The organism is Rhizobium sp. BIGb0125 (assembly GCF_024810055.1).
In the GTDB taxonomy this organism is placed as follows: domain Bacteria; phylum Pseudomonadota; class Alphaproteobacteria; order Rhizobiales; family Rhizobiaceae; genus Agrobacterium.
Map to the genome: position 1 here is coordinate 37219 of NZ_JANUDV010000004.1, position 20836 is coordinate 58054.

16 protein-coding genes are annotated in these 20836 nt (G+C 51.6%); 14 read left to right on the top strand and 2 right to left on the bottom strand.

Going from position 1 to position 20836, the window contains the following annotated elements; genetic code table 11:
• The first annotated feature begins 3 nt into the window (after positions 1–3).
• The 7 genes from M2418_RS11960 to cysG all read left to right on the top strand — a co-directional run bounded on the left by M2418_RS11960 (position 4) and on the right by cysG (position 9199).
• On the top strand, positions 4–1299 hold the full coding sequence (locus tag M2418_RS11960; protein ID WP_259146750.1) for a CmpA/NrtA family ABC transporter substrate-binding protein: 1296 nt from the start codon (positions 4–6) through the stop codon (positions 1297–1299).
• 379 nt (positions 1300–1678) lie between these two features.
• Positions 1679–2977, top strand: coding sequence for a CmpA/NrtA family ABC transporter substrate-binding protein (locus M2418_RS11965; RefSeq protein WP_259146752.1), 1299 nt, complete (start codon positions 1679–1681; stop codon positions 2975–2977).
• Between the two features lie 116 nt (positions 2978–3093).
• Positions 3094–3987, top strand: a complete 894-nt coding sequence (ntrB, locus tag M2418_RS11970) for a nitrate ABC transporter permease (protein ID WP_250985160.1) — start codon at positions 3094–3096, stop codon at positions 3985–3987.
• A gap of 10 nt (positions 3988–3997) precedes the next feature.
• Complete coding sequence (locus tag M2418_RS11975) at positions 3998–4795, top strand: ABC transporter ATP-binding protein (RefSeq protein WP_192489293.1); 798 nt, start codon at positions 3998–4000, stop codon at positions 4793–4795.
• 4 nt (positions 4796–4799) lie between these two features.
• A complete protein-coding gene (gene nirB / locus M2418_RS11980; protein ID WP_259146754.1) occupies positions 4800–7247 on the top strand; it encodes a nitrite reductase large subunit NirB in 2448 nt (815 codons plus the stop codon).
• A 4-nt stretch (positions 7248–7251) separates the two neighbouring features.
• Positions 7252–7584, top strand: coding sequence for a nitrite reductase small subunit NirD (gene nirD / locus M2418_RS11985; protein WP_259146755.1), 333 nt, complete (start codon positions 7252–7254; stop codon positions 7582–7584).
• 136 nt (positions 7585–7720) lie between these two features.
• Positions 7721–9199, top strand: coding sequence for a siroheme synthase CysG (gene cysG, locus M2418_RS11990; protein ID WP_259146756.1), 1479 nt, complete (start codon positions 7721–7723; stop codon positions 9197–9199).
• Between the two features lie 22 nt (positions 9200–9221).
• On the opposite strand, the gene M2418_RS11995 is transcribed toward cysG, so the two are convergent.
• Together M2418_RS11995 and M2418_RS12000 are read right to left on the bottom strand one after the other, a co-directional pair.
• Positions 9222–11177, bottom strand: a complete 1956-nt coding sequence (locus M2418_RS11995) for a nucleoside-diphosphate sugar epimerase/dehydratase (RefSeq protein WP_259146757.1) — start codon at positions 11175–11177, stop codon at positions 9222–9224.
• A gap of 217 nt (positions 11178–11394) precedes the next feature.
• Positions 11395–12564, bottom strand: coding sequence for a glycosyltransferase (locus tag M2418_RS12000; RefSeq protein ID WP_259146758.1), 1170 nt, complete (start codon positions 12562–12564; stop codon positions 11395–11397).
• A 182-nt stretch (positions 12565–12746) separates the two neighbouring features.
• Here M2418_RS12000 and M2418_RS12005 point away from each other — a divergent pair, with 182 nt between their 5' ends.
• The 7 genes from M2418_RS12005 to M2418_RS12035 all read left to right on the top strand — a co-directional run bounded on the left by M2418_RS12005 (position 12747) and on the right by M2418_RS12035 (position 20836).
• Positions 12747–13631: a glycosyltransferase family 2 protein gene (locus M2418_RS12005; protein ID WP_259146759.1), complete on the top strand. Its 885-nt coding sequence runs from the start codon at positions 12747–12749 to the stop codon at positions 13629–13631.
• 149 nt (positions 13632–13780) lie between these two features.
• Positions 13781–14848, top strand: coding sequence for a GDP-mannose 4,6-dehydratase (gmd, locus tag M2418_RS12010; protein ID WP_259147362.1), 1068 nt, complete (start codon positions 13781–13783; stop codon positions 14846–14848).
• Positions 14849–14850: 2 nt separating this feature from the next.
• Positions 14851–15795, top strand: coding sequence for a GDP-L-fucose synthase (locus M2418_RS12015; protein ID WP_259146760.1), 945 nt, complete (start codon positions 14851–14853; stop codon positions 15793–15795).
• Complete coding sequence (locus M2418_RS12020; protein ID WP_259146762.1) at positions 15776–16963, top strand: DegT/DnrJ/EryC1/StrS aminotransferase family protein; 1188 nt, start codon at positions 15776–15778, stop codon at positions 16961–16963. The genes M2418_RS12015 and M2418_RS12020 overlap by 20 nt, the downstream gene beginning before the upstream one ends.
• Positions 16964–16993: 30 nt before the next feature.
• The gene (locus tag M2418_RS12025; protein WP_259146764.1) at positions 16994–17842 is read left to right on the top strand and encodes an ABC transporter permease; all 849 of its coding nucleotides are present in this window, start codon (positions 16994–16996) and stop codon (positions 17840–17842) included.
• Entirely contained in the window at positions 17842–19116 is a 1275-nt protein-coding gene (locus tag M2418_RS12030; protein ID WP_405049423.1) for a polysaccharide ABC transporter ATP-binding protein, read from the top strand. Before M2418_RS12025 ends, M2418_RS12030 begins: the two co-directional genes overlap by 1 nt.
• Positions 19117–19144: 28 nt before the next feature.
• Positions 19145–20836, top strand: a complete 1692-nt coding sequence (locus M2418_RS12035) for an FkbM family methyltransferase (RefSeq protein WP_259146768.1) — start codon at positions 19145–19147, stop codon at positions 20834–20836.

Consider the following 20836-nt stretch of genomic DNA (forward strand, 5'->3'; position numbering starts at 1 on the left):
GACATGACGGCAAACGGTAGTGGAACCAACAAACAGGGTGAAAACGCGGCGTCTCATGCTGCGCCGGAATTGATCGGTAACGACCGACAGCGCACACTGCGCGCCGGTTTCATTCCGTTGGTTGATGCGTCTGTTCTCATTGCTGCCGCAGAATTCGGATTTGCCGCCAAAGAAGGCCTGAGCCTTGATCTGGTGAAGGATGTTTCCTGGGCGAATGTGCGCGACAGATTGGCATTTCGCCAGTTCGATATAGCGCACATGCTGTCGCCCATGCCTGTCGCCTCGATGCTTGGCCTTGGCTCCAACCCGTCGCCGACCATCACACCGTTTTCGCTGGGTCGTGGAGGCAATGCGATCACTTTATCCAGTCGGCTTTTTGTCAAAATGCGCGAAGCGACCGGTCTTTCGGAAACGGCAACCGCTCTGGAAAACGCTGTCGCACTGAAGCGGGTGCTTGAAACTATGCGTGAGCAGGCTGAGCCACAGCCTACCCTCGGCGTGACTTATCCGTTCTCATCGCACAATTATGAGTTCCGATATTGGCTGGCCGCCGGCGGCATTGATCCTGATCGTGATGTGAAACTTGTGGTCGTGCCTCCGCCTCTCACCTCGGATGCGTTGGCTGCGGGCGCTATTGATGGTTTTTGTGTCGGAGCGCCATGGAATATGGTGGCCTCTGAGCGCGGTGTTGGCAAGATTGTCGCCGCCAAGCAGGACATCTGGCCTTCTGCACCTGAAAAGGTCGTTGGCATGCGCCCTGAATGGGCAGAAACACAGCAGGAATGTGTGGCGCGGTTGATCGTTGCGCTGGACGCGGCGGCGCGGTGGTGCGATGTGCCTGACAACCATGATGCGCTCAGCAGTGCGCTGGCTGACCCGCGCTACATCGGCGCTTCGCCTGAGATTTTACGGCATGTACTGGCGGGTGAGTTCAACATTGATGATCGCGGCAACCGTCGGGTCATCAGCCGTTATTTCACCTTCCATGGTGACCATGCCAATTATCCCCGGCAGAGCCAGGCCCTGTGGATTTATAGCCAGATGATCCGCTGGGGGCAGACGAGTTTTTCATCGCAAGGAGCCGATGCTGCCGCATCTTCATATCGGCCTGATATCTATCGCGCAGCACTCGGGGACGTAAGTATACCGTCTGATGCTGATATTCGCGTTGAAGGTGCTGATACTGATGATCGTTTCATGGACGGACATGTGTTCGATCCGGCCTCCATTGAAAGCTACGTTGAGGCATTCGCGGTGCGCCGGAAAACCGGCGAACTTGCACGTCGCGATCACGAATAAAATCTGCCAGCTGCACAAACACTGCCCAAAACAAGTTTCGTACTTTGCAGCAATTGCATAAATAACACCCTATTCTTGTGCGGCCTAAAAAATGGGCTTTTGATTTTCCGTTCAAAATAATCGTTTGAATACAGAGCTTTGTTTTCCGGTTCTCGAACTGGCACACTGATTGCTTTGTATTTTGCGCAGCGGTCAATGGAGATCGCGGCAAGCTGGGTGCGGGATATGCACCCACAGAAGACACGGACGTCGCAAGGTTTTGCTGCCCGGGACATTGGATCCTGATGGCGCAATATCCGAGCGGCGTTTTTTTATTTCCGGATTTTTTTCGCAAGAAACAAACCACCGTTCTGGTGGTCACCAAAAGGGGAACATGCGAATGAAAAATATACTCACGGGTTCTGTTAGTCGCCGCGGTCTTTTGAAAACCACAGCAACCGCTGCCCTGATTACGGCGGTCCGGTCAGCATTTCCATCCGGTGCCTTTGCTGCCGCTGCCACTCCAGAAGTGACAGGAGCAAAGCTTGGTTATATCGCCCTGACGGATGCCGCTCCTTTGGTGGTGGCCGCGGAAAAAGGTCTGTTTGCCAAACATGGCATGCCGGATGTTGAGGTTATCAAGCAGGCGTCCTGGGGTGCGACCCGCGATAATCTGGTGCTGGGTGGAGCATCCAACGGCATTGATGGTGCGCATATTCTGACGCCAATGCCTTATCTCATGCACACCGGCAAAGTTACGCAGAATAATGTACCAGTGCCGATGGCGATTTTGGCGCGTCTCAATCTCGATAGCCAGGGTATCTCTGTTGCGAAGGAATATGCCGAGACAGGCGTTCAGCTTGATGCTTCGAAATTGAAGGCAGCGTTTGAAAAAAAGAAAGCTGAAGGCAAGGAAATCAAGGCCGCCATGACGTTCCCTGGTGGAACACACGATCTGTGGATCCGCTATTGGCTGGCTGCGGGTGGTATTGATCCCGACAAGGACGTGTCCACCATTGTCGTTCCTCCTCCGCAGATGGTCGCCAATATGAAGGTTGGCAACATGGACGTTTTCTGTGTTGGTGAACCGTGGAATGAGCAACTCGTCAATCAGGGTATCGGCTTCACAGCCTGTACCACCGGCGAGCTGTGGATGGGACATCCCGAAAAGGCGCTCGGCATGCGTGCCGATTGGGTCGAGAAAAATCCAAATGCTGCAAAGGCCCTGCTCATGGCCGTGATGGAGGCGCAGCAGTGGTGCGACAGCATGGACAACAAGGATGAGATGTCGACGATCCTTGGCAAGCGTCAATGGTTTAACGTGCCCCCGAAAGATGTTTTGGGCCGCCTAAAAGGCGACATCAACTACGGCAATGAACGTATCGTTCACGGCAGTGATCTCTATATGAAGTTCTGGAAAGACGGTGCGTCTTATCCATACAAGAGCCACGACACGTGGTTCATTGCTGAAAATGCCCGCTGGGGCAAGTTTGCACCAGACACTGATATCAAGGCGCTGGTCGATCAGGTCAACCGCGAGGACCTGTGGCGGGAAGCAGCGCAAGCGCTTGGCGTCGCTGCTGCCGATATTCCTGCCTCACCTTCGCGTGGCAAGGAAACATTCTTCGACGGCAAGGTCTTCGATCCGGAAAACCCATCATCCTATCTCGAAAGTCTCAGCATCAAAGTTGCCTCCTGAGGAGGAGAGCGGGAATATGTCATGCCTGAGCGTCGCACCCTTTCGTTCCCCTCTTGGGTGCGGTCAGAACGGGGGGATATCCCCACGGCATACAATTGATTTTAAAGGAATAATTCATGTCTGCATTGGCCCGTGAATTGCAACCGCAACCGGAAAAGCCGAAGATTTCCAAGGCGACGGTCGTGACACTGACGACGAAGCCCGCTTCGCGTTTTCGGTTTGACCAAATTGGTGTAGCTGCTGCACGCAATACACTGCCTCCTCTGGTGGTCTTGGTGATGATGCTGGGGATCTGGCAGTTTCTCTGTTCTGCCCCCGGTGCGACCTTGCCGCCTCCCAGCCAGGTTTTTCAGGAAAGCTATGACCTGATTGCCTATCCGTTCTTCAATTACGGCTCGCAGGATATCGGTCTTGGCTGGCGTGTCCTGGTGTCGCTGGAGCGTGTCGCTTACGGATTTGGTCTTGCCGCGATTGCCGGCGTCGTGGTCGGTGCTGTCATCGGACAATCGATATGGGCCATGCGGGGTCTCGATCCAATCTTTCAGGTGCTGCGGACAGTACCCCCGCTTGCTTGGCTTCCGCTTTCGCTTGCTGCGTTTCAAGACAGTAATCCATCGGCAATTTTTGTGATTTTCATCACGTCAATCTGGCCGGTCATCATCAATACGGCCGTGGGTGTGCGTAACATTCCGCAGGACTATCGCAACGTCGCCAAGGTGTTGCGGCTCAATCAGCTCGAATTCTTCTTCAAGATTATGTTGCCGTCCGCCGCGCCCTACATTTTCACCGGGCTTCGCATTGGTGTTGGCCTGTCATGGCTGGCTATTGTTGCAGCCGAGATGCTGACGGGTGGTGTCGGTATTGGCTTCTTCATCTGGGATGCGTGGAATTCATCCCGGCTGCCCGACATCATCGTCGCGTTGGCATATATCGGTGTGGTTGGCTTTGTCCTCGACAAGCTGGTGGCCGCACTTGGAAAATTCATCACCCGTGGCGCCGCGGCAAATTGAGGAGCCCATCATGAATGCTTATCTCAAGCTTGATCATATCGACAAATATTTCGACAAGGGTGGTTCTCGGGCCGAGGTATTGAAAGGTATCAATCTCACCATCGACAAAGGCGAGTTTGTGTCGGTCATCGGCCATTCCGGATGCGGAAAATCAACGATGCTGAACCTGATTGCCGGCCTGACGAAGGTGTCGTCCGGCGCTGTTCTGCTTGAAAACCGTGAGGTGAATGAACCAGGGCCAGAACGTGCCGTCGTGTTTCAGAACCACAGCCTGCTACCCTGGCTTTCGGTCTACGAGAACGTCAATCTAGCTGTCGAGAAAGTATTCAGCTCCACTAAGAGCAAATCCGAGAGGCATGACTGGGTCATGCGCAATCTTGATCTGGTTCAGATGGGGCACGCCCGGGACAAGAAACCCTCGGAAATTTCTGGTGGCATGAAACAGCGTGTCGGCATTGCCCGGGCACTTTCTATGGAGCCAAAAATTCTGCTGCTGGATGAGCCGTTTGGCGCTCTGGATGCGCTGACGCGTGCGCATCTCCAGGATGCGGTGATGGAAATCCATGCCCGCCTCGGGAACACTATGGTGATGATTACCCATGATGTCGACGAAGCGGTCCTGCTGTCCGATCGCATTGTCATGATGACCAACGGACCAGCCGCCCATATCGGTGAAGTGCTTGACGTGCCGCTGTCTCGACCACGCAACCGGATCGAGCTTGCGGCCGACAAAACCTACCTCAAATGCCGCGAAGCCGTTTTGAAGTTCCTTTACGAACGTCACCGTTTTGTTGAAGCAGCGGAGTGAAACCATGACGCAAAAGCTTGTCATTATCGGCAACGGCATGGCTCCGGGCCGCATGCTAGAAAATCTGTTTGAGACGGCTCCAGGCCTTTATGATGTTACGATTTTTAATGCCGAGCCGAGAGTTAACTACGACCGTATCATGCTGTCACCGGTGCTTTCCGGCGAGAAAGATTATGAAGATATCATCATTCATTCGGATGAATGGTATGCGGCAAATAATGTGACATTACACAAGGGAGCCAAGGTCTCCGAAATTGATCGTGATCGCAAGACGGTAACCAGCGAAAACGGGATTACAGTTTCCTATGACAAGCTGGTGATTGCGACGGGTTCTTCTCCCTTCATCATTCCAGTGCCGGGCCATCAATTGCCGGGTGTTCTGGCTTACCGCGACCTGGATGATGTCACAAAGATGCTGGACATTGCGGCGCGAGGCGGCCGAGCAATTGTCATCGGGGCAGGTCTGCTGGGACTTGAGGCGGCCTATGGGCTGAAGCGCCAGGGAATGGACGTTACCGTCATTCACCTGATGCCGACCATCATGGAGCGCCAGCTTGATCCCGCCTCTGCCTATCTTCTGGAAAAGGCTCTTACGGATCGCGGTATTGACATCATCACCAAAGCCAACACCAAGCGTATTCTCGGTGAGGACAAGGTGGAGGGTATTGAACTCGAAGATGGCCGCATCATAGCAGGTGAGATGGTGGTTATGGCGGTCGGCATTCGTCCGTCCGCCGGCCTTGCAAAAGATGCCGACCTTGCCGTCAACCGCGGTATCGTGGTCGACGATGGTATGATGACCTCTGATGCTTCGATCTATGCGTTGGGTGAATGTGCCGAACATCGTGGCATGTGCTACGGCCTTGTCGCTCCGCTCTATGAAAGTGCAAAGGTTTTGGCAGACAGGCTGATTGGCGGCCAAGCGGAATATCATGGCTCCGTTACCAATACTAAGCTGAAGGTCACAGGCATCAATCTGTTTTCTGCAGGTGATTTTGCCGAGGGTGACGACCGTGAAGAGATCGTGCTGCGTGATGCCACGGCCGGCGTCTACAAACGCCTGATCCTTAAAGAAAACCGTATTATCGGTGCTGTGCTTTACGGTGAAACCTCGGATGGCTCGTGGTTCTTCGACCTGTTGAAGAAAGGCACGAATGTCTCCGAAATGCGGGAGACACTGATTTTCGGGCAAGCCTATCAGGGTGGTTCTCCGCTCGATCCGATGGCGGCAGTGGCAGCCTTGTCAGCTGATGCGGAAATATGCGGCTGTAACGGCGTCTGCAAGGGACAGATCGTCAGTGCCATTACATCCAAGGGTCTGACGAGCCTTGACGACGTTCGTGCCCACACCAAGGCCTCTGCCTCCTGTGGCAACTGTACTGGTCTGGTTGAGCAGTTGATGACCCTGACGCTTGGCGACAGTTACAATCCGGCAGCCGTTCAACCGATGTGCAAATGTACGGATCTTGGCCATGATGATGTTCGCCGACTGATCAAAGCCAAGGGTCTGAAGTCAATTCCTGCTGTCATGCAGGAGCTGGAATGGAAGACATCATGCGGTTGCGCGAAATGTCGCCCGGCGCTGAACTACTACCTCGTCTGTGACTGGCCAGATGAATATGCCGACGATTACCAGTCCCGTTTCATCAACGAGCGCGTTCACGCAAATATTCAAAAGGATGGCACCTATTCAGTTGTGCCGCGAATGTGGGGCGGTGTGACCAATGCCAATGAATTGCGCGCAATCGCCGACGTTGTCGACAAGTTCGAAATTCCGCTTGTGAAAGTCACAGGCGGCCAGCGTATCGACCTGTTGGGGATCGAGAAAGAGGATTTGCCAGCGGTATGGGCTGATCTTGGCAAGGCCGGGTTCATTTCCGGCCAGGCCTACGCCAAGGGTCTGCGGACGGTGAAAACCTGCGTTGGCCAGCAGTGGTGCCGCTTTGGAACACAGGATTCGACCGGATTTGGTGTGCGCATCGAAAAGTTCATGTGGGGTTCCTGGACACCTGCAAAATTGAAGCTGGCCGTGTCAGGTTGTCCACGCAACTGTGCTGAGGCGACCTGCAAGGATATCGGCGTTATCTGCGTGGATTCTGGTTTCGAAATCCATTTCGCCGGTGCCGCCGGTCTGGATATCAAGGGGACCGAGGTCCTTGGTCTTGTTAAGACCGAGGATGAGGCATTGGAGCACATTGTGGCTCTGACCCAGATGTACCGTGAGCAGGCGCGGTATCTTGAGCGCATCTACAAATGGGCCAAGCGTATCGGTTACGACGAGGTTCGCCGCCAGATCATGGAGGATGGCGAAAAGCGGCGCGCGTATTACGACCGCTTTGTGTTCAGTCAGAAATTTGCGCAGGTCGACCCATGGTCCGAACGTGTGTCGGGCGAACATAAACACGAGTTCAATCCGATGGCGACCATCGGCTTTAATCAGGCTGCGGAGTAGACGCATGAACAACTGGGTCGACATTGGACATATCTCGGATATCCCTTTGCGTGGCGCGCGCTGTGTGAAAACTCCGATGGGAAAGATCGCTGTCTTTCGTACCGCTGAGGATCAGGTCTTTGCGATTGAAGATCATTGCCCGCACAAGGGTGGTCCGCTTTCGCAAGGTATCGTGCATGGCGTCTCGGTGACATGTCCGCTGCACAACTGGGTGATCTCGCTCGAGACGGGTAAGGCCTTGGGAGCGGATGAGGGGGAGGTGAGAACCATTCCCGTTCGCAATGTAAATGGCATGCTGGCCATTGCGCTTGAAGCGCTGATGATCGCGGCAGAGTAACCGCAGTCTAGTCGCGGTCCTAGATCCGAAAACGCATGCGCCATTTTCTCCTGGCGCAGGCTCAAACACAACAGCCACATTTTCAATACCAACGCGACCTGCAACAGATCGGCCGCTGCGATGGAAGGGATCATCCATGGATGTCGTGCAAACCAAGAGAAATGAAGCGGTGCGAATGGAGACGCTGGCCAAACTGCCTGTGTTCTGGGATTTAACTGGTAAAGCCGTTGTGCTGTGCGGCGGCTCGGATGCTGCGGCGTGGAAGGCGGAGCTTCTGCTCGCTTGTGGAGCGCAACTGCACATTTACTGTCCGCAGCGCTCGCTTGGTGAAACAATGTGTTCGCTTACGGTTCGGGACTTACCAAACCCGGCGGCAGCCATCCTTCACCACGATACAGAATGGTCTGCAGAGTGTTTTCTTGGCGCAGTACTGGCCATTGCTGACTGTGACGATGAGCAGGATGCCGAGGTGTTTTTTGAGGCCGCGAAACGTGCAGGCGTTCCTGCCAATGTCATCGATAAACCCCAGTTCTGCCAGTTTCAGTTTGGTTCGATCGTCAATCGATCGCCTGTTGTCGTCTCAATTTCCACGGATGGAGCGGCACCAATTTTAGCGCAGGCCATTCGCCGGCGTATCGAAACCTTGTTGCCGCATTCGTTGCAAGGTTGGGCGGATATGGCGCAAAGCCTGCGCGAACGGGTGAATGGAAAACTGGCGCCGGGCAATGCCCGTCGAAATTTCTGGGAGCGATTTGTTGATCGGGCTTTCACGGAAAAAGCCGATGAACTGATGCAGGATAAATTGATATCAGATATCCATCATGCCTTCGGTGGCGGGGAAGGCACGTACGGCAAGGTTACTCTGGTTGGAGCAGGGCCAGGTGATGCTGAGCTTCTAACGTTGAAAGCCGTTCGTGCACTTCAGGCCGCTGATATTATTCTGTTTGATGATCTTGTGTCGGATGAGGTGCTGGAACTGGCTCGGCGTGAGGCAAAACGTATGCTGGTTGGCAAGCGGGGAGGTCGAACCAGTTGCAAGCAGGAAGACATCAACACCATGATGATAAATTTCGCCAAGGCAGGCAAAAGGGTTGTGCGGCTAAAATCAGGTGATCCTATGATTTTTGGTCGGGCAGGGGAGGAAATTGCAGCGCTTGAAGCACAGGATATTCCGGTGGAGGTTGTCCCCGGTGTAACTGCGGCGAGCGCTATGGCCTCCCGCCTTGGCGTTTCTTTAACCCATCGTGATCATGCGCAGTCGGTACGGTTTGTGACGGGTCATTCGCGCCTTGGTCATTTGCCAGAAAACCTCGACTGGAACGCATTGGCAAGCCCGACTGTGACGACGGTTTTTTATATGGGCGGTCGTACGGCAACAGAAATTAAATCTCGCCTCATCGAACATGGCATGAGCGACTGCACTCCCCTTGTTATCATGAGTGCTATCACCCGAGCTGGAGAGCGGCGCTGGTGCGGACGGTTGAGCGATCTTGATGCCGGAATTATTGAAATTGGTGTAGATGAGCCGGTTTTGATTGGCATTGGCAACGCATTTGCACCAGCGCTCGAGCGGCGTGAACAGCCAATCGAGCACTTTGTTCAAATGGCTGTGTAACCAGATATATTGTCTATGCGTCTTAACCGGTTGGTGTTTCGGTAAACGGGTCTAACAATGTGTCGTTTTCCCGCTGCCGCATCATGACCAAATCAACGATATCCGCACTTGGTCGGTAGCCCGATACCATTGTGCCCATCAGCTTGCGCACCTCAACGAGATCGTTGACATCCATCGCGGATTTCAGCTTTTCGAGCATGGATTGCAGTTGAGGCCAGGGGAAGAACTCCTCACGGGCCGTCATGATGCGAGGGTGTGTCGTTTCAGCAGGATTATCGCCGATCAGCAGTTCCTCGTAGAGCTTTTCTCCCGGTCTTTGTCCGGTCATGACGAACTCGATATCACCGTCCGGATTTGTCTCATCCTTGATTGTCATGCCTGACAGCTCGACCATACGTCGGGCAAGGTCGATAATCTTTACGGGTTCGCCCATATCAAGAACGAAAACGTCGCCGCCTGTTGCCATCGCGCCGGCCTGGATGACAAGCTGAGATGCCTCAGGAATGGTCATGAAGTAACGAGTCATTTCTGAATCGGTGAGCGTGATTGGACCGCCATTGGCAATCTGCTGCCGGAAGAGAGGCACGACCGAGCCGGATGAGCCAAGCACATTGCCAAATCGCACCATCGAAAAGGTAATGTCAGGGTTCTTGACGGCGAGAGCCTGCAAAACAAGCTCTGCTACCCGCTTTGATGCGCCCATGATGTTGGTCGGACGAACGGCTTTATCTGTGCTGACCAATACGAATGATTTGACGCCTTTTTCAATCGCCACGCGGGCGGTCTCAAGCGTGCCGAGAACATTGTTGGAAATACCCTCTACCGGATTCTGTTCGACGATCGGGACGTGCTTATAGGCTGCAGCGTGATAAATCGTATGTGGCTTGAAGCTCTCCATAATGTCGGCCATGCGCTTTGCATCGCGCACAGAGCCCAGAAGTGCCACAACGATATCTTCCTTGGAGGGATCGTTACGCACCAGTTCGGCGTGAATGGAATAAAGTGTGAACTCGTTCTGTTCGAACAGAATCAATCGCTCGGGACCGATCTGCAGGATCTGACGACACAGTTCGCTGCCGATCGAGCCGCCGGCGCCTGTCACCATGACAACCTTGTCCTTGATGTTGCGTTTGAGCAGTTCTTCGAACGGCTTGACTGGTGGGCGGCCTAGAAGGTCGTCAATGGCCAATTCCTGGAAGTCAGCCATATGCACGCGGCCCTGTGCAATCTCGCTGACATTCGGCACTAGCCTAACCGCAACACCAACGCCCCGGAGGCTTTCTATAATCGCCATTCGGCGTTCAGCGCTGATATTTGGTACAGCGAGAAGAACGGTTTTGACATTCAAAAGAGTCACGGCATCTTTGAGTTCGTGGGGTGCATAAACACGCACACCGTTGATCAGCGCGCCATGAAGGTGCTTGTCATCATCAAGGTAACCACGCACCGAGAGCTGCCCGCCGTTCAGTAGTGCGCTCGCAAGCTGACGCCCTACGGTCCCCGCACCGTAAATCAGCACGTTGCGTTGGGCGTTTTTGCTGAGTTCACGCCGGTAGGGAGCGCCGAGTATCTGGCGTGTAACCAATCTCGATATGCTGATGGCCAACAGCAGGAGGAGGGGCTGCATGATGCCCACGGTTCTTGGTATGCCCGGCACGCTGATAAAGGTGAACACCAGCATGAACAGAACGCCATAGAGCGCGATAGCTCGGATGATAGCCAGGAACGCGGCCCAACCAATGTATCGAAAAATAGCTCTGTACAAGCCGTTCACGACAAAGAGCGGTAGAGCAATGGCGAGAGAAACCGGGATTGTCATAAGCTGGACACCCGACAGGAAATCCCATGTATCCAGCCGCAAAGAAAAGGCTAGCCAGAGTGTCAGGACACAAAGGGCGCTATCGACGCATAGAGCAGTGAAGCGCTTTATCCAGCGCGGTAGGCTCAAAACGACCGAAATAATGTTTCTAAATGCCATTCGCTGATGCCTGGTGCCATTACCGCAGATGTATTTCCGTCACGGAGCAATCGCAGCCGAAGGAGGTTGGTTGTCATGAAGCTTTATCAAACATGGATATGTTTTTATAATGCGACATCTCTCATGTCTTGAAATTTTGGTAATAAGTTTAAAAAGGCGCAACTGCAACGTTTTACCGCTGTTTTGCGTGGGCGGAAATCGCCTATTCCTCTTTTGGTCAATTTTTAAGGGATCTGCCAGAAAAACCCAAAAGTTCAACAAAATGCTCGATAACAGAACTTTCGGAAAATCCACCTGCACGGAAGTGAGTGAGGGCTGCTTGTGAATGGTCTGCCAATAGTGAAGGGTTTTTAGCGTATGCATCGGTTGCAGACGCAATTTCATTGGCCATCTCAGGGAGCATTCCAGGCTTAATAAGTACCCCGGTTTCGCCATTCAGCACGATCTCGTTACAGCCGGGAACATCCGTCGCTATTGATGCTATACCGCAGGCCGCTGCTTCAATTAAAATACGGGGTATACCCTCGCCGTACAAAGTCGGAAGGCAAACGACATCAACGGTCCTAAGAAGTGACGGCATATCATTTTGCTCACCCAAAAAAGTGATTGCTGGATTGCGTGCCAGTTCTTCTGCAGAATAGCCATCGGGATCATCTGCTTCGATCATCCCGGCCACGATATATTGGATTGAACGACCATGGACGTTTTTTTGGGCCGCCATGAGGAACGCCTCCAGGCCCTTTGATTTCAATAGTCGGGAGGCAAACAAAATCCGCAAAGCGCCCATCGGCTCGCTTTTTTCTTTCGGGTAGAATAAGGCGGGGTTGACACCAGCTCCCTTGATGACAGATGCGCCAGCTTGTTTGACAAGTTTTTTTTCAACAAAAACAGAAAAATCGTGTTGAGTTTCGAAAGTGAAATGAACGTCTTTTTGCGATGAGATAAATCTGAGGGCCAATCCTATCAGTTTTCGAGCAAAATTTGCCATGAACCCAGACAGGGAACTTGATGGTGACATGAGCCGCCCTAGACCTGGTATGGTGATCAGAACTCGCTGTGGGCCTCGGCCTAAGGCTCGCGAAATTAGCGCGGCAATGCCGGCATAGATTGCGGGTTTTAAAGTTATCAGATGAACTGCTTCAGGTTTCGTCCGAAGAAATATTTTCAACGACCTGATAGTCAGAGCAGCGTCTAAGAACGGATTGAATGAAAAACGTTCAATCGGTGTGTGCTCAAAATCAAGGTCCGGTTGATCCGAGGCGCGCCCAAATCGACCTCCCGTTACAATCGTAACCTGATGGCCTTCTTTTTTAATTCTGAGTGGGACCTCCGCCCTGTGCCGCAGGAAGTAGTCAAGGTCGTTACAAATTACCACCAGGCCAGCCATCTTTTTTTATCTCAGTTGAAGTGCAAGAATTTAGGGCGAAAACAGCGCGACACATTCCAAAAAGTAGAGTTTCCTCAAACTAATTTGACTTGGAGTTTAGTTTGCATTGCCATTGTCCGACTTATGATGTCAATGCGCGACATCCGGATTGCAGCAACGACGCATTTATCAGGTGAAATTGGATGAAGGCACAGATACCACTGACGTTTGTAATTCCGTCATATGGGCGTCAGCAAAAACTTGAGCGCGCTATAAATAGCATCTTGGAGCAAGATGTTTGGCCGGTAGAGGTATTGGTTATCGACGATGCGTCGCCGGAACCGCTGGTGTTATCTGAACGTACTGCATCAACAGGCATAGTAAGGATTGTCCGGCTGGATGCGAATGGCGGTGCGGGAAACGCACGCAATGTCGGCTTGGAGATTGCCAAAACCGATTGGGTTAGCTTCCTGGATAGTGATGACTGGCTGCTCCCCGGCACGATGGAAGCGCGGTGGGCATATCTTGATGACGCAGAGAAGCATTGCCCAGTGCCAGGCCGAACCGTTTATGGCTGTGGCTGGTTGGACGTGTTGCCGAGTGGAGTTTTATGGCAGGAGAGGGTTCCTCTACCTGCTTCCACACCGGAGGAGTTTTTCCGAGGGTGCTGGTTCGCGCCGGGGTCGTGCATCATACTAAATCGCGCTGAAATCATGAATTCAGCTGGTGGTTCCGATGTCAGTCTACGTCGTTTGGAGGACTATGAATGGTTCGTACGTATTGCGTTGGCTAACTTTGAGCTGAAAATTCAAGACATGATCGGTGTCGCTGTAGAAAGAGGCAATAATACAAACCTCGTTGCTGTAACGAATGCGTCCGCCTATATCCGCCAGAAAATTGCATCGCTAACCACCGACAAATCCTTGCGCAAGACCGCTGATGCCTACCTGTTTTACGAACGCGCGGCATCGGCATGGCGTGAACGTCGCTTGGCAAGTTTTTTGATGTTGATAACAGCATCGCTTTTGTCCCGGCCGAGGCTCAAGCTTTCTCCGTTACCCGGATGGCGTGTGCGGCGGTTGCGGTAGTAGTAGGGTGGTTTTACAGGTCTGGAGCGGCGGTATCGTAGAATTTTGACAGTTGTCGATAGGTAGTGCTTCGTGTAAATGGTGGTCAATTCTGCGACGGTTTTTTACATGATCGCGAAGTTCGTATCACTAAAATATGGATTTTATCTTTGCAAAAACGCGCACTTATCACTGGTGTAACTGGACAAGATGGCGCTTACCTGGCCGAACTACTGCTTTCCAAGGGCTATGCTGTCTGGGGCGTAAAACGGCGGTCGTCGTCCTTTAATACCGGTCGAATTGACCACCTGTTTAAAGACACACACGAAGAGGCTACGAATTTCCGTCTTGTTTACGGAGATATGACTGACTCGACGAATATTATTCGAATTATTCAAGAAATTCAGCCTGATGAGATTTATAATCTCGCGGCGCAGAGTCATGTTCAAGTGAGTTTTGAGACTCCCGAATATACTGCAAATGCTGATGCTACCGGAGCGCTGCGTATTCTTGAGGCTATTCGACTGTTGAAGCTCGAAGGCAAGACGCGGTTCTACCAGGCGTCGACATCAGAGCTTTATGGCAAGGTACAAGAAATACCACAAAAAGAAACGACACCATTTTACCCCCGCAGCCCTTATGCGGTGGCGAAGTTGTATGCCTATTGGATTACGGTGAACTACCGTGAAGCCTATGGCATGCATGCTTCTAACGGAATTCTATTCAATCACGAAAGCCCGCTTCGCGGTGAGACGTTCGTTACTCGAAAAATTACACGAGCCGTTGCTGCGATCGAGCTTGGACAGCAGAAAGCACTCTATCTCGGTAATTTGGATGCGAAGCGAGATTGGGGACATGCGCGTGACTACGTCGAGGGCATGTGGCGAATTCTGCAGATGGATCAATCCGACGATTATGTGTTGGCGACTGGTGAAACCCATGCTGTCCGCGAATTTGTAGAGCTTGCTTTTGCTGAAGTTGGTCGCGAAATCGCGTGGAGCGGTACCGGAGTAGACGAAGTTGGTGTCGATGCGAAAAGCGGCGCTGAGTTGGTGAAGATTGATCCTCGGTATTTCCGCCCAACAGAAGTTGATCTGCTGCTTGGCGATCCTTCTAAGGCGTTTGACAAGTTGGGTTGGCGCCATACGACACCTTTCCGCGACTTGGTAAAGGAAATGGTTGCAAGCGATCTGGAAGAAGCGCGCTGTCTTGACCGAAGTCATGCGGCGAAGGTCTGACCATGGCGCGAGTTCTTGTTACCGGCGGCTCAGGCATGGTTGGTCGCAATCTGCTAGAGCTTCTTAAGGCGAGCCATCACGAGGTCCTTGCGCCGAGTAGTTCAGAACTTGATCTCATGGCTCACGGTGCAACGTTTGCCTGGTTGAAAAAACATCGTCCGGACGTGATCATTCATAGTGCTGGTCACGTCGGTGGGATTCAGGCAAACATCCGCGAGCCAGTAGCTTTCTTGGCTCGAAATCTGTCCATGGGGCAGAATCTGTTACTTGGAGCTCGCGAGGCTGGTGTTGAGACTGTCCTTAATTTGGGCAGTTCTTGTATGTATCCTAAGAACAGTCCAAACGCTCTGCGTGAGGAAGATGTTCTGACTGGCGCCTTGGAGCCGACCAATGAAGGCTACGCTCTTGCTAAGTGTGTTGCTGCACGGATGTGCGGTTACATGCGAAGTGAAGATCCAACATTGCAATACAAGACACTGATTCCGTGCAATCTTTACGGAAAATACGATAAGTTTGATCCGAAAGTATCTCACTTGGTTCCAGCTATCATTCGTAAGCTGCACGTCGCCCGCCTCACCGGACAACGTCATGTCGAGATTTGGGGGGACGGCAGTGCGAGGCGAGAGTTTATGTACGCTGGCGATTTGGCGGACGCGATCGTGTTCTTCCTCGAGCGCACCTCGGAATTGCCTGGCGATATGAATGTCGGCTTGGGTTCTGATCTGTCCGTATTGGAGTACTACCAGGCTGCGGCTGATGTAATTGGATTTGATGGAAGTTTCGTCTTCGATACCACAAAGCCGGTTGGTATGATGCGGAAATTGTTGGATGTTTCTCGCCAGAAGAATTTGGGTTGGTCTGCCCCAACTTCGTTGCGGGAGGGTATCCAGAAAGCCTATGAATATTTTTTGACATTGGATGATGCAAATGACTTATCCGCTGGCTAATTCGAGCTGGGACGAAGAAGAGTACGAAGCAATTCGTAGCGTAACCGAATCGGGCATGTTCTCGATGGGGCCGCGCGTGGCTGAGTTTGAACAGGCGTTTGCTGAGTACTGTGGCAGCAAATATTGCGTCATGGTGAACTCGGGTTCATCTGCTAATTTGATTATGGTTGGCGCGCTCAGATATCGCAGCAATTCTCCATTGCTGCCGGGGGACGAAGTTATTGTGCCCGCGGTATCATGGAGCACAACGTATTATCCACTCCACCAATACGGACTAAAGCTCCGGTTCGTGGACATCGATATCAATACCCTCAACTATGACCTCGGCAAACTGGAGCGAGCAATAACGCCGGCCACCAGGGCGATTATGGTCGTCAACCTACTCGGTAATCCGAACGATTTTTCCAAGATTAGAAAGATCGTTGGTGACCGACAGATTGATATCATCGAGGACAATTGTGAATCGATGGGCGCAACTTTCGAGGGGCGGCAGGCCGGGTCACACGGTATCATGGGCACTTTTAGCGCGTTCTTTAGTCATCACATCTCGACCATGGAAGGCGGGATGGTAATTACTGATGATGAGGAGCTTTATCACATATTGCTTGCGCTCAGAGCGCATGGCTGGACGAGAAATCTGCCAAAAGTCAATAAGATAACAACGCCTAAGAGTGATGACGCCTTCACGGAATCGTTCAGGTTTATCTTGCCGGGATATAATGTCAGGCCATTGGAGATGAGTGGTGCAATTGGCTTGGCTCAGCTGCGCAAACTTCCAACGCTTGTCAGTGAACGTAGACGCAATGCCGAGACGTTCAAGGCAATCCTGGCCGATTATCCGTTTTTACGGACCCAACGCGAGATTGGTGAAAGCAGCTGGTTTGGCTTTTCAATGATTGTTAGCCCGGATGCGCCATTCTCCCGCGAACAGCTCGTTAGTGCATTTAATAATCATAAAATTGATGTCCGACCGATCGTCGCAGGAAATTTCGCCAAGAACGAAGTTCTGAAATGGTTTGATTATTCAATCAGCGGCAATCTTCCAAACGCGGAGATTATCGACGGCGCCGGGCTTTTTATCGGTAATCATCATTTTCCGCTTGATGAAGAATTCGGGTTACTGCGTTTGGCAATTGAAGAAGCAGTTGCTGTCGGAAGCAGTACGTGACTAAGAATTCAACAAAACGGAATTAGCCTAATGACAGATATGCTCCCGAAACACGGCGTAGCGCGTGTTGTAATTCGACCGCGAGCAGATCGAACAGTGTGGGACGGTCTAAGGGATATTTGGTTAAATCGAGATATCGCTTGGACGCTCGCTTTGCGAGAAATCCAGATTCGATATAAGCAATCGGTGATCGGTGTGGCTTGGGCCGTGGTGCAGCCGCTGATAACGACAATTATTTTTTCGGTTATATTCGGTTTCTTGGCAAAAATTCCTGCCGATGGCATTCCGTATCCCGTCTTCGTCCTTTCAGGCCTGCTGTTTTGGCAATATTTTAGCAAGGTCGTTGTGGAGGCATCCGGTGCGCTTGTAAAAAACGAAGGTATTATCACGAAGGTTTTTTTTCCTCGTATTATTCTTCCTTTGGTTCCCGCAATATCCGCTGGGGTGGACTTATGCATCTCCCTTGTTATTTTGCTGGCGCTTATGCTGATTTACGGAGTTGTGCCTACACCTTATGTGGTGCTTCTACCGCTTTTGCTAATTTTCGGCGGGTTGCTCGGATACGCAATAGGATTAATGCTTTCGCCGCTGAACGCTATCTATCGTGATATCAGCATTGCTCTACCATTCTTTGTTCAGATTGGGATGTACCTGACACCAGTGATCTATCCTGTTAGCTTCGTTCCAGAGAAGTATCAGTGGGTGTTTATCCTCAATCCAGTTGCCACACTTTTGGATACAGCGCGTGCTGTGCTTCTCGGCACTCCGTTTCCGTCTCTCGCTGCTGTTGGAATTGTATTGCTTTGGGCAGGGATCATTTTCAACTTTGGCTTCCGCATTTTCCGTAAGCTAGAACCGACGATCGTCGATAGGATTTAATCATGTCTCCGATCATCAGTGTGAATGGTATTGGCAAACGGTATCAACTGAGCGGCTCAGGACCTGCTCATGATACTTTGCGCGATTTGCTGGCGTCTATTTTTAAAGGGAAGAGAGCAGAGGCCGCCGAAAATGGCCAGCCATCTCAGCCGCGTGAGTTTTGGGCGCTTAACGACGTCAGCTTCGATGTGAATGAAGGTGAGGTTGTTGGTATCATTGGCCGCAACGGCGCCGGGAAGAGTACTCTCTTAAAAGTCCTTTCCCAAATTACAACACCGACATCTGGCGAAGCAATTCTGAACGGACGCGTTGGTTCATTGTTGGAGGTTGGAACAGGCTTTCATCCTGAACTTACCGGGCGCGAAAATGTTTTCTTCAATGGCACGATCCTCGGCCTCAGGAAACAGGAGATCAAGGCTCGCTTCGATGAGATCGTAGCTTTTTCCGGCGTGGAAGAATTTATCGATACTCCAATAAAACGCTACTCCAGCGGCATGAAAATGCGCCTTGCTTTCTCTGTGGCTGCTCATCTGGAGCCAGAGATCATGATCATTGATGAAGTACTGGCTGTTGGTGACGTTGATTTCCAGAACAAGTGCCTCGGTAAAATGCGTGATGTTGCCAGCGCTGGTCGTACGGTGCTGTTTGTGTCGCACAACATGAATGCAGTCATGCAGCTTTGCTCGCGTATAATCTGGATGGAGCGCGGACGGTTAAAGGCCGATAGCACAGACGTGCAAGAGACGTGCGCGCGGTATCTGATGGGTGAAGACGGGAAACTGCAGGGATTTCACCGCGCGGATGTACACGGTCCACTCGACTGTGACTTTTTCTCACTGAAAACATTCCGTCTAACCGACATGGCAGGCGAGACACTTGATCACCCGATTCCAGGCAATCGAGAATTCGGTGTGGAGATTGACCTCGATATCCATCGCCTCAGTCCCTTGTTGAATTTTGGTTGTGTGGTTATCGATGAACATGGTCAGCACGTATTTTGGTCTGTGACGACCGACAAGGATGCTGAGAATTGGCCCGAGTTGAAAATCGGATACAACGTTATAAGAGCAAAAATACCCGCTCATTTCTTGAACGAAGGTCGTTACCGAGTGGATTTCTTTGCCTCTCTTCACGGGCAGGGTTGGTTTTCAGAGCCAGGTAATACGCCAGTGAGTGTTTTCCTCCAGGTGTCTGGCGGATTGAGCCCATCGCCCTATTGGCGGGCCCGTCGACCCGGTATCGTCGCTCCGGTTTTGGATTGGGTCGCTGATTGAGTGCATGCAGGATGTTAAGGATAGTTTGATGATCAAAGCGGCATTTGTTACTCAGCATTCAAATTGGCCGTGGAGGCGTCAACTTCCGTCTGGAAGCACCTCGTTTGGGGATGTGCAGTTTTTTGTGGACACAGACGATGCGGACGTTGTGTTCGTGTATGATGCCCTTCCAGAGCGCAGTCTGGTTTTACGTAAGCCAGTTCCGACTGTTTTCGTCGTCTCTGAGCCATCTAACGTTAAGAGATACAACCAAAGGTTCTTGGCTCAATTTGATGCAGTTATCACTGCGGATAGAGAGACTCCACACCCTAAGCGGATACTTACCCAAGCCGGTCTTCCTTGGCATGTTGGAACTATGTCTGCCGGAGGTGAACTTCTTGCATCTCCAATGCAGTTTAACGAGTTCGAGACACATTCCCCGCAAAAATCGAAGCTTGTGTCTGTCGTGTCGTCAAATAAGACATTCACTGCAGAGCACCGTGCGAGGCTGGAATTCGTCATGAAATTGAAAGAGGCGTTAGGTGACGAGGTCGACGTATTTGGGCGCGGTATCGCTGATTTTTCAGATAAACGTGACGTCCTTGATGCATATAGGTATCATATCGCTCTCGAGAACTGTGCAATTGATGACTATTGGACGGAAAAACTTGCCGATCCTTTTTTGACGTCAACTTTCCCTATCTACCACGGTTGTCCTAATGCAGCGGACTATTTCCCTGCTGGTGCATTCCGAGCAATCGATATTTATGATCCGGAGAATGCAGTCGCCATCATCAAAGAAGTCATACATTCGAATATTGCAGAACAAAATCGTGAGCATCTAAGCGAAGCGCGCCGGCGTGTGATGTATGAACATAACGTTTTTGCGTTGCTGGCCAAGGTTGCAAAAGATCTGAGCGCTGCCAATAGTGCGGGTGACAGAAAGCCCATACGGACACTTTATGCAGAGAATGAGTTTTTGCCTCTTCCGATAAGATTAAGAGCGCGAGCACGCTCGTACGTGGAACATCGCCCAGCCGTGTTGAGTATTCTTCGATCATTTAAATACAAGGCGTCTTTTGCCAAGAAGAGGTGCGTGCATTATTGGAAATACGTCACGAACGAATTCTACAGGTCTCATCAGCAATGGATTACAAATAATCCATCCGAGGATCTCAGGTTCAGATACGATCTTCCGCAGGGCGCAAATATCTTGGATGTTGGTGGTTATGCGGGAGACTTCGTTGCCAAGTTTCGATCGATTTGTGACGCAGATGTTACAGTTTTTGAGCCGATACCCACGTTTGCTGAAACGATAAGGAACCGTTTTTCTGGTGATGGAAAGGTGCGTTTGTACGAAGCCGGGCTTTCTGACCAGGACGAGACAGTCCGGTTTGATTTGGATGCTGATGCGTCCGGCGTTTTCGGTGCATCCGATGGAAAGAAAGTCGAAGTGAGTTTGTTAGATGCAGAACGTGTTCTGAACGAGCGTGGTGTAACTGAGTGGCATTTGGCAAAGCTTAATATCGAAGGTGGAGAATTCGCTCTACTTAACCGGTTGATTGATACCAATCGGATCACGACAATAAAGCACCTTCAGGTTCAATTTCACTTGCACGTTCCTGATGCTCGCAGGAAATATAAAGACTTGGCAAAACGCTTGCAACGTACCCACCGGCTTGAGTGGCGCTACCCGTTTGTTTGGGAATCATGGGTAAGGCGTGATGATTTGAGTAAATAA

Bases quoted from the DNA above. Each gene is read 5' to 3' on its own strand.
- M2418_RS11960 (WP_259146750.1), top strand. From the start codon at position 4: ATGACGGCAAACGGTAGTGGAACCAACAAACAGGGTGAAAACGCGGCG.
- M2418_RS11965 (WP_259146752.1), top strand. From the start codon at position 1,679: ATGAAAAATATACTCACGGGTTCTGTTAGTCGCCGCGGTCTTTTGAAA.
- ntrB (WP_250985160.1), top strand. From the start codon at position 3,094: ATGTCTGCATTGGCCCGTGAATTGCAACCGCAACCGGAAAAGCCGAAG.
- M2418_RS11975 (WP_192489293.1), top strand. From the start codon at position 3,998: ATGAATGCTTATCTCAAGCTTGATCATATCGACAAATATTTCGACAAG.
- nirB (WP_259146754.1), top strand. From the start codon at position 4,800: ATGACGCAAAAGCTTGTCATTATCGGCAACGGCATGGCTCCGGGCCGC.
- nirD (WP_259146755.1), top strand. From the start codon at position 7,252: ATGAACAACTGGGTCGACATTGGACATATCTCGGATATCCCTTTGCGT.
- cysG (WP_259146756.1), top strand. From the start codon at position 7,721: ATGGATGTCGTGCAAACCAAGAGAAATGAAGCGGTGCGAATGGAGACG.
- M2418_RS11995 (WP_259146757.1), bottom strand. From the start codon at position 11,177: ATGGCATTTAGAAACATTATTTCGGTCGTTTTGAGCCTACCGCGCTGG.
- M2418_RS12000 (WP_259146758.1), bottom strand. From the start codon at position 12,564: ATGGCTGGCCTGGTGGTAATTTGTAACGACCTTGACTACTTCCTGCGG.
- M2418_RS12005 (WP_259146759.1), top strand. From the start codon at position 12,747: ATGAAGGCACAGATACCACTGACGTTTGTAATTCCGTCATATGGGCGT.
- M2418_RS12015 (WP_259146760.1), top strand. From the start codon at position 14,851: ATGGCGCGAGTTCTTGTTACCGGCGGCTCAGGCATGGTTGGTCGCAAT.
- M2418_RS12020 (WP_259146762.1), top strand. From the start codon at position 15,776: ATGACTTATCCGCTGGCTAATTCGAGCTGGGACGAAGAAGAGTACGAA.
- M2418_RS12025 (WP_259146764.1), top strand. From the start codon at position 16,994: ATGACAGATATGCTCCCGAAACACGGCGTAGCGCGTGTTGTAATTCGA.
- M2418_RS12035 (WP_259146768.1), top strand. From the start codon at position 19,145: ATGATCAAAGCGGCATTTGTTACTCAGCATTCAAATTGGCCGTGGAGG.